Source organism: Dolosigranulum pigrum ATCC 51524 (genome assembly GCF_000245815.1).
Classification (GTDB): Bacteria; Bacillota; Bacilli; order Lactobacillales; family Carnobacteriaceae_A; genus Dolosigranulum; species Dolosigranulum pigrum.
The window spans coordinates 552,164-565,629 of sequence record NZ_JH601103.1; the positions used below are offsets into that span (position 1 = coordinate 552,164).

Below are 13,466 nucleotides of genomic sequence, written 5' to 3' on the forward strand. Positions count from 1 at the left end.
TTTGTAATTATATAATAATTTTTATTATCATATCAAAATTAAGTATGAAATGCCATATTTTTTTATAAAAAATAATGATAACGTCAAGACTAACTAATTACTTGACGTTATCATTATTTAGGTTAAATCAATTATTCATTTATGTCATCATCAAGATCTGTCGTTGCTCGATCAATTAATTCGTCCAATTTTGACTTGTTATCAATTGATTTTTTTGACTCATTTGACACACCATTACTTATATCATAAGATTCATCATTATTCACTTGTCTATTTTCTGTCAAATTTCCGCTACTATTTTTGACGTCATTTGATAGGTTTGATGCTGCATGATTGTCTCTATCATTCTCTGATTCATCATCAGTATCATCAAAATCAATTTTAGCTACAGTAGCTACCCGACTTTCATCTTCTAGACGCATTAAACGTACACCTTGCGTTGAGCGAGACGTTTGTGAAATGTCTTGTGCATCAAATCGAATCATAATCCCTTGATCAGTGACCATCATAATATCTTCCGTACCATCCACTGTCTTCAATGCGACTAATGGACCATTTTTATCGGTAATATTCAAGGTAATCACACCTTTTCCGCCCCGATTACGAATCGCATACTCAGCAGCTACAGTTCGCTTCCCATATCCATTCTCAGATACAACGAAGACATCCTGATCAGAATTAAGAATCTCCATCCCAATCACATAATCCCCTTCTTCTAAGCGAACACCTCGAACACCAGTAGCAGTCCGTCCCATACTACGAACATCTGTTTCAGCAAAGTGAACGGCATACCCGTCATGCGTTCCCATCACAATCGATTGATTCCCATTTGTAACGACAACATTGACTAATTCATCACCTTCTTTTAGATTAATCGCAATTAATCCCGACGTCCGAATATTCTCAAATTCACTGAGTGCTGTTCGCTTCACCGTTCCTTGACGCGTAGCGAAGAAGAGTTGTCGATCAGCTGATTCATGATCAGTCATTGAAATCATCGTTTGAATTTTTTCATCTTTATCGATATTCAAGAAGTTCAGCGCTGGTATTCCTTTTGCATTACGCCCATATTCCGGTACTTCATAACCTTTTGCTTGGTAAACTTTTCCTTTATTGGTAAAGAATAGCAAGAAATCATGAGTTGAACAAATTCGTAATTGCTCGACAAAATCATCATCATTTGTACTCATGCCTTTAACTCCACGGCCACCGCGATTTTGTGACTTGAATTCTGAAATCGGCATACGTTTCATATAGCCACCGTGAGATAACGTTACCGCAATGTTTTCTTCTTCAATTAAGTCCTCGTCTTCAATACTTAACTCTTCCCCAACGAGCAGTTCAGTCCGACGCTCATCTCCATGTTTTTTCGCAATTTCAGCCATTTCTTCTTTAATAATTTGGTTGATACGCGCAGGACTAGCAAGAATCGCTTTTAATTCGGCAATTTTTTCTAATAGGCCGTTGTATTCTTCTTCAATCTTATCCCGTTCTAAACCGGTTAAACGGACCATCCGCATATCTAAAATCGCCTGAGCTTGTCGATCACTTAAGTTGAATTGTTCGATCAGGCCTTTTTTGGCGACATCAGCTGTCTCTGACTGACGAATTAAGGTAATAATGGCATCAATATGGTCTAAAGCAATGCGTAAACCTTCTAAAATATGAGCCCGTGCTTCTGCTTTATTTTTATCAAATTCAGTCCGACGACGAATAACTTCTTGCTGGTGTTGCAGATAATGTTCTAAAATGTCACGTAAGCCAAATGTTCTTGGAATTCCGCCTGCAATCGCTAGCATATTGAATCCGAATGAAGTCTGCATCTGTGTTAACTTATACAAGTTATTCAAGACGACAGCGGCTGATGTGTCACGACGAATATCGATAACAATTCGTAACCCATCACGATCAGATTCATCATTCAAATCAGTAATTCCTTCAATCCGCTTATCGCGCGCCAATTCAGCAATTTTTTCGATTAATTTAGCTTTATTCACCATATAAGGAATTTCATCAACGATAATACGTTCTTTACCGTTTTTCTGAACGTCAATGCGAGCTTTAGCACGAATTTTAATGGAGCCACGACCGGTCTCATAAGCTCGACGAATCCCTGACATACCAATGACACTAGCCCCAGTTGGAAAATCTGGTCCTGGCATGACTTCCATCAATTCAGCTACAGTTGCATCAGGGTTATCCATCAAGAGTGCACACGCATCAATAACTTCATTCAAGTTATGTGGTGGAATATTCGTCGCCATACCGACCGCAATTCCCGATGCTCCATTAACAAGTAGGTTCGGGAATCGGGCAGGCAATACATCGGGTTCTTGTTCATTCCCATCATAGTTATCATGATAGTCAATCGTATCTTTATTAATATCACGCAGTAATTCCGTAGCAATTTTGCTCATACGGGCTTCAGTATATCGCATGGCTGCTGCACCATCTCCATCAATTGAACCAAAGTTACCATGCCCATCAACAAGAGGGGTACGATAACTAAAGTCTTGTGCCATACGCACCATTGAGTCATAAATAGCACTATCGCCGTGAGGGTGATATTTCCCCATTACATCACCAATAATACGAGCAGACTTTTTATGCGCTTTATCTGGAGTGACCCCTAACTCATTCATTCCATAGAGAATACGCCGGTGTACCGGCTTTAAGCCATCTCGAACATCCGGTAGAGCTCGAGACACAATCACACTCATCGCATAATCCAAGAACGAATTTTTCATTTCTTTTGACAATTTTACCGGCTGTAATCTACTATCTGGTTGATCCACCAAGGACTACTCCTCCTTCAATTTCTATCCCTTGTCTTAGAGAACATTGAGCTGTAAAATACTCTATTCTCATTCTAGTTACATTAAGTGATGTCTAGGTATCAATATTTTGAACGTAGCGCGCATTCGCTTCAATAAATTCACGTCTTGGCGTTACATTCTCTCCCATCAACATATCGAATACTTTATCCGCTTCAATCGCATCATCCACATCCACACGAAGTAAGCGGCGATTTTCAGGATTCATCGTTGTCTCCCACAACTGCTCCGCATCCATCTCACCTAATCCTTTGTAACGTTGGATAGATGGCTTAGGCGACTCTGGGAGCTCTGCTAAATATTCCCGCAATTTTTGTTCTGTATGCAAATACACTTCTTTGCGACCTTGCTTTACTTGATAGAGCGGAGGTTGAGCTACATAGACATACCCCGCTTCAATCAATGGTCGCATGTAACGATACAATAACGTTAACAGTAACGTCCGAATATGCGCACCATCGACATCAGCATCCGTCATAATAATTAATTTCTGATAACGAACTTCTTCCACATTGAATTCTTCACCGAAGCCTGTTCCCATTGCTGTAAATAATGAACGAATTTCATTATTAGCTAAAATTCGATCAATTGATGCTTTCTCAACATTCAATATCTTTCCACGAATAGGCAATATCGCTTGAAACATTCGTGAACGGCCCTGTTTTGCTGAACCACCCGCTGAGTCCCCCTCAACAATAAATAATTCAGACTCTTGGGGATCGCGTGAAGAACAGTCCGCTAATTTACCTGGCAAGTTACTAATTTCCAGACCACTCTTCTTCCGCGTCACTTCCCGTGCCCGCTTTGCAGCTAACCGAGCTTTCGAGGCAAGGAGCGCTTTATCAATAATTCGCTTACCAACTTTTGGATTTTCCATTAAGAAGCGCTCAAAATGCTCTGAAAATAGACGATCAGTAATACCGCGCACTTCAGAATTCCCTAGCTTCGTCTTCGTTTGCCCTTCGAATTGCGGATTCGGATGCTTGACACTAAGAACTACCGTTAACCCTTCTCGTACATCATCGCCCGTAAAGTTTGCATCGGACTCTTTTAAAAAGTTATTTTCACGTGCATAATTATTGATTGACCGCGTGATTGCTGTCTTAAAGCCTGATTCATGCATCCCACCCTCATATGTATGAATATTATTAGCAAAACTCATAATATTAGTATGGAAACTATCCGTATGTTGAAGAGATACTTCGACGATCACGTCTTCTGCTTCGCCTTCTAAGAAAATTGGCTCGTCATAAAGCACATCACGATTCTCATTCAAGTATTCAACGTAGCGCTTAATCCCGCCTTCATAATGATAATCCATCCGTTTCGTCTCTTCACCACGACGATCTTCAATGGCAATATTTAATCCTTTGTTCAAAAATGCTAACTCTCTAACTCGAGTAGCTAAGCGATCAAAATCATAGACTGTTGTTTCTCTAAAGATTTGACTATCAGCTTTAAAGAGGACTTCAGTTCCTGTTTCAGTGGTCTCACCAATCACTTGCAGGTCATCCATAACTAAGCCACGTTCATAGCGCTGGTAATGGATTTTATCCTCTCGGTAAACACGAACTTCTAAGAATTCAGATAATGCATTGACAACAGATGAACCTACACCGTGCAAACCACCAGAAACCTTATAGCCTCCACCACCAAATTTCCCACCCGCATGCAGCACTGTAAAGACTGTCTCTACTGCGGGACGACCTGTCTTCTCTTGTAAATCAACTGGGATACCTCGACCGTTATCTGTAATGCGAATAATGTTATCTTCTTCAATATAAACATTAATGGTATCCGCATAACCAGCCATTGCTTCATCAATCGAATTATCAACGATTTCCCAGACTAAATGATGCAACCCATCTTCTCCCGTTGACCCGATATACATTCCGGGCCGAACGCGGACAGCTTCCAATCCTTCCAACACTTGAATCTGACTGGCATCATATGTTTTCTTTAACTCTTGCAGCTCTTTCGGGGTTAATGAATCATCTACCACGCTTATGCACTCTCCATTTCTTCACTATCCACTTCTTTTTTTACAATTTGACCGGCTGAAACATGAAAAATTTTAGGCTCATTCAATAAATTAATATCAACGCCGTCTAAACTGGTCGTTGTCAAAAAGGTTTGGACTTTCTTTTCAATTGTTTTTAGTAAATGTGTTTGACGGTGATTGTCTAATTCACTTAACACATCGTCCAATAACAAAACAGGATATTCACCTGTCATCTCTTTCATTAATTCAATTTCTGCTAATTTGACACTTAAAGCAGTCGTACGTTGCTGTCCTTGTGAACCATATGTTTGTATATTTTTATCATTTACATAAAAGACTAAATCATCGCGATGAGGGCCAATAATCGTTGTGCCTCTATCCAACTCGCGCTGTTTACTTTCTTCATATTTGTCCAATAATTGACGATAAATAGACGACTTTTGACTGTCATTTGGCAGTGATAAAGTTGTTTTATACTGAATATCTAACTTCTCTTTCCCTTGTGAAATATCTTGTTGAATAGGGGCCGCCCACTCGTTTAGTTTTTCTGTAAAATTAAGCCGACGTTCAAGCACTTCGGCCCCTTCTGTGGCTAATTGTTCTGTTAAAATATCCAAATATACCATATCAAATGATTGACTCGCTTTATATTCCTTTAAATATTGATTGCGTTGTTTTAAAATCTCTTGGTAACTGACTAAATGATGTAAATAAACGGCACTCATCTGACCTAATTCACGATCAATAAATTGCCGACGCACAGCAGGAGATCCCTTTACTAATTCTAAATCTTCCGGCGCAAATAAAATAATATTTAAATGACCAACATACTGACTCAATTTTTTTTGTTCTAAATGATTGACTTTGGCTTGTTTTCCTTTGTTGGACAAACTAATGGCTAATGGAAAAGTAGACCCTTTTGAATTTATTTTCCCACTAACGCGCGTAAAATCTGCCTCCCAATTAATAAGTTCCTTATCACTAGTTGTTCGATGACTTCTAGCTAAAGCAAGGAAATAAATACTTTCCATCATATTGGTTTTTCCTTGTGCATTTTGGCCTAAGAAGACATTTACCCCATCTGAGAACGTTAGCGCTGTTTCTTGATAGTTTCTAAAGCCGCTAAGTTCAATTGTCTCCAGCCACATAATTACTCAGCTACGCCATCTGCATCAATTACAAATGATAAGTCTAGGGCAGGGATATCAATAACATCACCATGATATAGTTTTTTTCCGCGACGTTGTTCAATTTCGCCATTATATAGCACTTCAATATCAGCTAGGAACAATTTTGCTTCGCCCCCGCTACCGATAATATTAATATATTTTAAAAACTGAGCTAATGTAATATACTGATCATCAATTTGGACTGTTTCAGGTGTCATATAGTCACTCCTATTTTACTCATTATGTATTTCATCAATTTACCATCTACCTACTATTATAGCAGAAATAGCCTATAAAATCTAATCCAATAAACGTTAGAGCAGTTTTTAGGTGTTTTTGAACCTTTCCTATTACTTTTATAAAAAATGGCTTAAAACAAAAAATAAGCGAGCTACTGAAAATGTAGCTCACTTATTTTTACTCAGTTTTTAATTAAGAGGTGCGAATAGGTGTAATCAGTTGGATAAAATCTTTATTCTCATCATTAGGCATTAAAACAAATGGTTGTAAGGTTGATAAAAGTTTCATCGTAACTTCTCCTACCCCAAACGCATTAAGTGCTTGTTTGAGATAATCCGGGTTAAAAGAAATATCAATCGGATCACCCATAAAGGAATCAAATTCTACGATCTCTTCGACATGACCAATTTCAGGTGATTGACCCGTAATCATCAATTGATCAGCTGTAGCAGATAATTTAACTACATTATTCTTTCCTTGATGACTTAAAAGTGATGCCCGCTCAACCGCTCCTAATAAAGTTTGTACATCTAAGACAATATCAGTATTGGACTTCTCTGGAATTAAGCGATCGGTTGCTGGGTAATTCCCTTCTAACAAACGTGAATAGAAATACGTATCCTTCACATTAAATAAAATTTGATTATCCACAATGGCTAGCTTGACATGACTTGTGTTCTCGTCTAGTAACTTCGATAATTCCGTCAAACTTTTACCCGGAATAACAATATTAAATGTTTCTTCATGATCACCTTCAAGAGGAATAACTCGTTGACTTAAGCGGTGGCTATCAGTTGCGACAGCTTTTAACGTCTCATCTTTAAAGGATAAGTTAACCCCGGTTAGAATTGGGCGACTTTCATGATTAGATACGGCAATAACTGTTTGGCGAATAATATTTTTTAATAAAACAGTTGGCAATAAGAACGCATGATCTAAGTTAATATCCGGTAATTTAGGATATTTAGAAGCTTCGATACCATTAATTGAAAAAGAAGAGGATGCTGATGTTATTTGGGCTTGATTCCGTTCATCTAATTCAACAGTAAAATGCGTATCTGGTAATTTTCCGACAATATTGCTGAAAAGATGTGCTGGTTGCAAGACAATGGATCCAGTTTCTTCAATCGTTAGATCGACAGATTGATCATCACGATCAATAAATGTTTCAATCGAAATATCTGAATTGCTTCCAGTTAGATGAATCCCATCTTGAGCAACCACTAATTTAATTCCTGTCAAAATAGGAATTGTGGCTTTAGTCGAAATGGCTAGTTGAACATCTTTTAATTTATTTAAAAAAGCAGTACGTTTTACGGTAAATTTCACGATCGATTCTCCTTTAATTAAGTAGTGCTGTTTATAGTATATCATAAGTCACGTTGATATGAGAGAGCATGGGCAGGCTTATTTATTATATTTAATTAAATAGATAGTAATAGTAGTAGGGCCTGTTAATACTGTGGAAAACTAAAGTGTCGCCGGTCCTAATGGGTTATCCACTTGTGGAAAACTTGTGTGCTAATGTGTGCGCAATTGATTAACTTATCCACAACACGCTAGAGCTGTTGTTTTATTTTTTGAATGTTATCTGTTATTTCAGGATCTTCATCGACTAGATTTTCGATTTTTTCGTGGGCATGAATAACGGTTGTATGATCTTTTCCTCCAAATTCTTTTCCGATCTTAGGGAGGGAATTATCCGTTAATTCACGTGAAATATACATAGCGATTTGACGCGGTAAGACAATGTGCTTATTGCGTTTTTTACCTTTCATTTCGGCTAAAGTAATCCCGTAATACTTACAAACGGTTTTTTGAATATCAGCAATAGTCAAGTTATCTTTTTTGTCAACTTTAGTCATACTACCGAGGGCGTCAGCAGCTAGACTAGTTGTTATATCACTCTGTTGGATAGCAGAATAGGCCTGAACACGCACTAAGGCGCCTTCTAATTCACGAATATTGGAATCAATTTGACCGGCAATATAACTAAGCGTATCGTCAGGAATTTCCAGTCCTTCAGCTTTAGCTTTTTTGCGTAAAATAGCAATTCGCGTCTCTAAATCAGGTGGTGTAATATCAACAGATAGGCCCCAAGCAAAGCGAGAAACAAGCCGTTCTTGTAATTTTGGAATTTCATTCGGTAAGCGATCACTTGTTAAGACGATTTGCTTGCGTTTATCGTAGAGTTCATTAAAGGTATGAAAAAATTCTTCCTGCGTTCCTTCTTTGTCTGCAAAAAATTGAATATCATCAACTAATAAGAGATCAACATTACGGTATTCTTGCCGGAAACTCTCTTGCGTTCGGTCTTGAATAGAATTGATGTAGTCATTGGCAAAATTTTCGCTCGTGACATATTTGACATTTGCATTAGGATGAATTGATAAATGTTGGTGACCAATCGCATGCATTAAGTGGGTCTTTCCTAGCCCGACTCCTCCATAGAAAAAGAGTGGATTATAAATAGTACCCGGTTCTTCTGAAACAACTAAAGCTGCTGCATGAGCCATCTGATTGCCCTTCCCAATTACAAATGTGTCGAATAAATACTTGTCATTTAAGCGACTAGATTTAAAAGGGTTTTTGATAATCTCTTGCGACGGCGTATTTTTTTTGGTGATACGATCATCTTTTTTCGCTTGTTCATCTGTAGTAATGAATAGTGGTGTCATTTCACGCCCGTAGAATTCATATAATATTTCAACCACTTTTGTTGCTAAGTTATTTTGCCAGTAATTTTTATGCAACTCGCCAGGAACTTCAATAGTAATACTATCCTGGCTGATATCAATTAGTGTGGCTGTTTCGATCCAAGTATCAAAGCTAACTTTTGTCAGTGGTTTTTCGAATGATTCTCGTAAAAAAGCCCATAATTTTTGTTTATCTTCCACGTACACGCCTCCTAGAGTAAAAATTTTCGTATATTTATTGTAACATGAAATAAAAAAGTTTTCCACAGAAAAAGTAATTGTTAATAAAAGTATTCAGTGATGAGGAAATGTTATCCACAAGATAAAAATAAGGTGTGTATAACTTAGTTGAGAAAGAGACAATTAACAGGTTTTGTGGATAAGTCAAAAATATAAAATACTGATTTATCAGTACTAAGATTTGTTATCCACAACTTAATTTATTTTTCCATAAGGATAGAATCACATCCTGTTTACTTGTGGATTAATCTATGAATAGGTTGTTAATTTTAAAATTTACGGTATAATAATAAACAAGGTTGTGGATAATATTGTGTAGGAGTTAAACATGCTAAAAGAAAATATTTTTAATTGGATTAAAAAATAGGCTTGACAATTGTGCAATAGTTTTCTAAAATAATAGAGTCTGTTTATCTATAAAAATGTGATAGAAATAAACTACACAAACTTTTAAAGTGACGATTCAGGAGGTGTCAACTATGTCTCAAGGACCAACATATAACCCAAGTAAACGTAGAGGGAAAAAGAATCACGGTTTCCGTAAACGTATGAAAACTAAGAGCGGTCGTAAAATTTTAAAAAATCGACGTCGTAAAGGTAGAAAACGTTTAAGTTACTAATTCGATATAAGTTTCATCATCGAATGAAACGAGCAGTAGGCGACGATTGCCCAATTATGGGGATTGTCGTCTATTTTTTAGTAGATATAAAGAGAGGATGCTTGTAATGTGAAAAAGGCTTATCGGGTAAAATCTGAATCTGATTTTCAGTACGTATTTGATCAAGGCCGATCAGTAGCTAACCGACAATTTGTTATATATTGGTTAAAGAAACCTCAGCAGCCACATTTTCGCGTGGGCATCTCCGTTAGTAAGCGACTAGGTAATGCAGTGATGCGCAATCAGGTAAAACGCAAAATAAGACAGGCGATTTTAGAATGTGATCAGACACAACGTCTTATTCATGAAGTTGATTTTATCGTGATTGCCAGACAACCCGCTGTAGCGATGAGTGTTGCTGAGTGCAAACAAAGTCTCTTACATGTGTTAAACTTAGCTCAATTAACAGTTCAACCAAAGAGAAATTGAAGAGAGGAAAACTATGATACAGCGACTAAAACAATTAAAACAACATAAACGATGGCTATTGATGGTTAGTGTTGTAGGAGTAGCTATTATTTTGTCTGCTTGTGCTCGCGGAGGAGCGAACCATCAACCAATAGGACCAGATTATGATGGCTTGTGGGAAGGATTAATTTGGTATTTCTCCCGATTTATTATTTGGTCATCTGACTTATTCGGCGGTAATTATGGTATTGGAATTATTATCATTACCTTGATTTCTCGAATTTTATTAATTCCACTGACAAATATGCAACAAAAAAATATGTCTCAAATGACAGAATTACAACCTGAAATTGAAGCATTAAAAGAAAAATATTCTGCAACAGATTCAAAAACAAAAGAAAAATTACAAGAAGAAACACAAAAATTATACGATGAACACGGTGTTAACCCATTAATGGGTTGTTTACCTATGCTGATTCAGATGCCGATTTTTATTGCGGTGTACTCTGCAGTTAGTCGAACACCAGAATTAGCAACGGGCTCTTTCTTATGGGTAAACTTAGGACAACCTGATCCATACTACATTTTGCCGCTGTTAGCTGGATTATTTATGTTTGCGAATACCTACTTAATGCAGATGGGCCGTGATAATTCTGGAATGGGTGGTAAAGTAATGAGCATTGTTATGCCAGCCTTTATTATTCTTATTACTGTGAACTTGTCGAGCGGGTTAGCATTATACTTCGTAGCATCTAATATTTTTGCGGTAATTCAAACATTAATCTTTAACAATCCATTTAAAAAACGCCGTGAAGCAAAAGAAGAAGCAGAGAGAAAAGCGGCAGAAGAACAACGTCGCAAACGAGCAATCAAAAAAGCAAAAAAATATGGACGAAATATTAAAAAATAGCTATAGCTAAAGGAGGATAAAATCATGGATAAATATGTTGCACAAGGAGCAACCACTCAAGCGGCCATTGAAGAAGGTTTGCAGAAATTAGGTATTTCTCGCGAAGAAGCTATTATTGATATACAGTCAGAAGGGCGAAAAGGTTTCTTAGGTATTGGTCAAAAAGATGCTATTGTAACTGTTCGGCGAAAAGAGTCCAATAAATTTGATCAAGTACTAGCAGAAGCAACCGATTTGTCGATAGATAAGTCAGTAAAAGAGGTCCCTACAAACGAATCATTATCAGCGACAGTATTGACAGAGGCCATGGATGAGCCTGTTCAGTCGGAAGATGAGAGCTTCTCTGAAAAGACAGAAGCGACTGTAACAGAATCAATGGAAAAAGAAGCGACAAATGAGGAGCATGAGAAGGCAGCTCCTGAGTCTGCTGAAGTTGCGGAAGTAGCTAGTGAAGACACAGCATATGATGAAGATGATCCAGAAGAAAATCAGGAGGATCAAGAAGCTATCCAACATGTACATGATTATCTGAAGCGCGTTATTCAAGCAATGGGAATTGATGATGCGACCGTTGAATTAAGTCAAGATAGTGAACAAGTTTTGTTTGATATTACGACGGAAGATGCTGGGTTAGTGATTGGCCGTCACGGGAAGGTATTGAATGGTCTACAACGTCTTGCTCAAATTCAATTGCATCAACACGCGGATAATAAATTATATGTGCGAGTAGATGCAGAAAATTACCGTAGTCGTCGTCGTGGAACCGTTCAGCACTTAGCCGAAAAAACAGCTAATAAAGTGAAACGAACTAATCAGCCGGTTATTTTAGAGCCTATGCCAGCGCATGAACGCAAACAAATCCATCGTTATCTCCATCATTATTCAGGTGTGAAAACTCATTCAGAAGGAAAAGAACCGAACCGCTATTTAGTTGTAGAACCGACAAAATAATTATTCATAGGAGTGCCACTGTTTATCTTTTATCTGTGGCGCTCTTTTTTAAATCAACTGGGAGGAAACTGACATGGACTTTGCTGATGTTATTGGATTAATCAATACAAACCGAGGAAATGGAAAAAAGAAAAATTTGGATCGGATGAAACAATTGTTGATTGAACTTGATCATCCAGAACAAAACTTGCCTTGTATTCATGTTGCAGGAACGAATGGAAAAGGTTCTATTTGTGCATATATATCACAAATCTTGCAAGAAGCTGGTTATCGTGTAGGGGTATTTACAAGTCCACATTTAGAACGAATTAATGAACGGATTCAAATCAATGGACAACAGATTTTGACGGATGATTTGATTCATTTGACAGAAACAATTCAACCAATTGTAGCTCGATTAGAAGTTGACCGAGGTGAAAAATTTTATTCATTTGAGATTTTGACGGCAATTGCTTTACTATACTTCCAGCAACAGCAACCAGATATTGTGATTTTAGAGACAGGAGTTGGAGGGCGAATTGATGCAACTAATGTGACTGCTAAGCCATTAGTGTCAGTTATTGGATCAATTGGACATGATCATATGCATGTGTTAGGTACAGATTTGACAGCTATTGCGCAACATAAAGCTGGCATTATAAAATCCAATTGTCCAGCTGTTATTTATCCTGTCCAAGAAGAAATACGGTATATATTTGCAGATGTGTCAAATGAATTAGACGCTCCTTTGACTCAATTGGACAAAAATCAAGTCACTATTAAAGCATCAACATACGGCCAACAAGTATTTGATTATAAAGATTGGTCAGATTTAACGATTCAACTCTCTGGCATTCATCAAGTGTATAATGCGATGGTTGCTGTTGAAGCGGTCCATGTTTTAAACCGGCAAGGATACGCTATTTCAACGGCTCAAATTTATGAAGGGTTATCTAGAACAAAATGGTCAGGACGAATGGAGCAGTTAAGCGAGCAACCATTTGTCTTAGTGGATGGGGCCCATAATGAAGAAGGGGTTATGATGTTGAGCAAATCATTGGAACAGATTGCCCCCAATAAAAAATGGACATTATTCGTTGGAATGATGGCAGACCGTAATTATATGATGATTTCTGATCAAATGGGACACATTGCCGGTAAATGTTATGTGCTATCACCAGATAGTGAACGGGGCTTTAATCCGGAACAGGTGGCGGATCACTTAACTGAGAGCAGTACACCAACAACTGTTATCTCTAATGTTCAAGCTATTAAGCAATATATCGACACAGAAGCAACGGATGATGAACATATTGTTATCTTTGGGTCACTTTATCTGGTAGGGGATATATTAACACTGTATAAAAAAACATTATAA

11 protein-coding genes are annotated in these 13,466 nt (G+C 37.6%); 5 read left to right on the forward strand and 6 right to left on the reverse strand.

The window, feature by feature from the left end:
• Positions 1-131: 131 nt before the first annotated feature.
• The 6 genes from gyrA to dnaA form a co-directional block, all read right to left on the reverse strand.
• Positions 132-2,747 (reverse strand): DNA gyrase subunit A, encoded by a 2,616-nt coding sequence (gene gyrA / locus HMPREF9703_RS02620; RefSeq protein WP_370882817.1) that lies wholly within the window; start codon positions 2,745-2,747, stop codon positions 132-134.
• Positions 2,748-2,889: 142 nt separating this feature from the next.
• Positions 2,890-4,836: a DNA topoisomerase (ATP-hydrolyzing) subunit B gene (gyrB, locus tag HMPREF9703_RS02625; RefSeq protein WP_004635369.1), complete on the reverse strand. Its 1,947-nt coding sequence runs from the start codon at positions 4,834-4,836 to the stop codon at positions 2,890-2,892.
• Positions 4,837-4,838: 2 nt separating this feature from the next.
• Positions 4,839-5,984: a DNA replication/repair protein RecF gene (recF, locus tag HMPREF9703_RS02630; protein WP_004635370.1), complete on the reverse strand. Its 1,146-nt coding sequence runs from the start codon at positions 5,982-5,984 to the stop codon at positions 4,839-4,841.
• A 2-nt stretch (positions 5,985-5,986) separates the two neighbouring features.
• A complete protein-coding gene (gene yaaA / locus HMPREF9703_RS02635) occupies positions 5,987-6,223 on the reverse strand; it encodes a S4 domain-containing protein YaaA (RefSeq protein ID WP_004635371.1) in 237 nt (78 codons plus the stop codon).
• Between the two features lie 214 nt (positions 6,224-6,437).
• Entirely contained in the window at positions 6,438-7,574 is a 1,137-nt protein-coding gene (gene dnaN, locus HMPREF9703_RS02640; protein WP_004635372.1) for a DNA polymerase III subunit beta, read from the reverse strand.
• Positions 7,575-7,804: 230 nt separating this feature from the next.
• A complete protein-coding gene (gene dnaA / locus HMPREF9703_RS02645; RefSeq protein WP_004635373.1) occupies positions 7,805-9,142 on the reverse strand; it encodes a chromosomal replication initiator protein DnaA in 1,338 nt (445 codons plus the stop codon).
• Positions 9,143-9,660: 518 nt separating this feature from the next.
• Between dnaA and rpmH the strand changes: the two genes are divergently transcribed.
• From rpmH to HMPREF9703_RS02665, 5 genes are all read left to right on the forward strand, one after another.
• Entirely contained in the window at positions 9,661-9,801 is a 141-nt protein-coding gene (gene rpmH, locus HMPREF9703_RS08720; protein WP_004635374.1) for a 50S ribosomal protein L34, read from the forward strand.
• Positions 9,802-9,909: 108 nt separating this feature from the next.
• Complete coding sequence (gene rnpA, locus HMPREF9703_RS02650; RefSeq protein ID WP_004635375.1) at positions 9,910-10,269, forward strand: ribonuclease P protein component; 360 nt, start codon at positions 9,910-9,912, stop codon at positions 10,267-10,269.
• 13 nt (positions 10,270-10,282) lie between these two features.
• Positions 10,283-11,158, forward strand: coding sequence for a YidC/Oxa1 family membrane protein insertase (locus HMPREF9703_RS02655; RefSeq protein WP_004635376.1), 876 nt, complete (start codon positions 10,283-10,285; stop codon positions 11,156-11,158).
• 24 nt (positions 11,159-11,182) lie between these two features.
• Positions 11,183-12,109 (forward strand): RNA-binding cell elongation regulator Jag/EloR, encoded by a 927-nt coding sequence (jag, locus tag HMPREF9703_RS02660; protein WP_004635377.1) that lies wholly within the window; start codon positions 11,183-11,185, stop codon positions 12,107-12,109.
• A 73-nt stretch (positions 12,110-12,182) separates the two neighbouring features.
• Positions 12,183-13,466: a bifunctional folylpolyglutamate synthase/dihydrofolate synthase gene (locus HMPREF9703_RS02665; RefSeq protein WP_004635378.1), complete on the forward strand. Its 1,284-nt coding sequence runs from the start codon at positions 12,183-12,185 to the stop codon at positions 13,464-13,466.

Excerpts from the sequence above, each read along its gene's own strand:
- gyrA (WP_370882817.1), bottom strand. The coding sequence starts at position 2,747 with ATGAAAAATTCGTTCTTGGATTATGCGATGAGTGTGATTGTGTCTCGA.
- recF (WP_004635370.1), bottom strand. The coding sequence starts at position 5,984 with ATGTGGCTGGAGACAATTGAACTTAGCGGCTTTAGAAACTATCAAGAA.
- yaaA (WP_004635371.1), bottom strand. The coding sequence starts at position 6,223 with ATGACACCTGAAACAGTCCAAATTGATGATCAGTATATTACATTAGCT.
- rpmH (WP_004635374.1), top strand. The coding sequence starts at position 9,661 with ATGTCTCAAGGACCAACATATAACCCAAGTAAACGTAGAGGGAAAAAG.
- HMPREF9703_RS02655 (WP_004635376.1), top strand. The coding sequence starts at position 10,283 with ATGATACAGCGACTAAAACAATTAAAACAACATAAACGATGGCTATTG.
- jag (WP_004635377.1), top strand. The coding sequence starts at position 11,183 with ATGGATAAATATGTTGCACAAGGAGCAACCACTCAAGCGGCCATTGAA.
- HMPREF9703_RS02665 (WP_004635378.1), top strand. The coding sequence starts at position 12,183 with ATGGACTTTGCTGATGTTATTGGATTAATCAATACAAACCGAGGAAAT.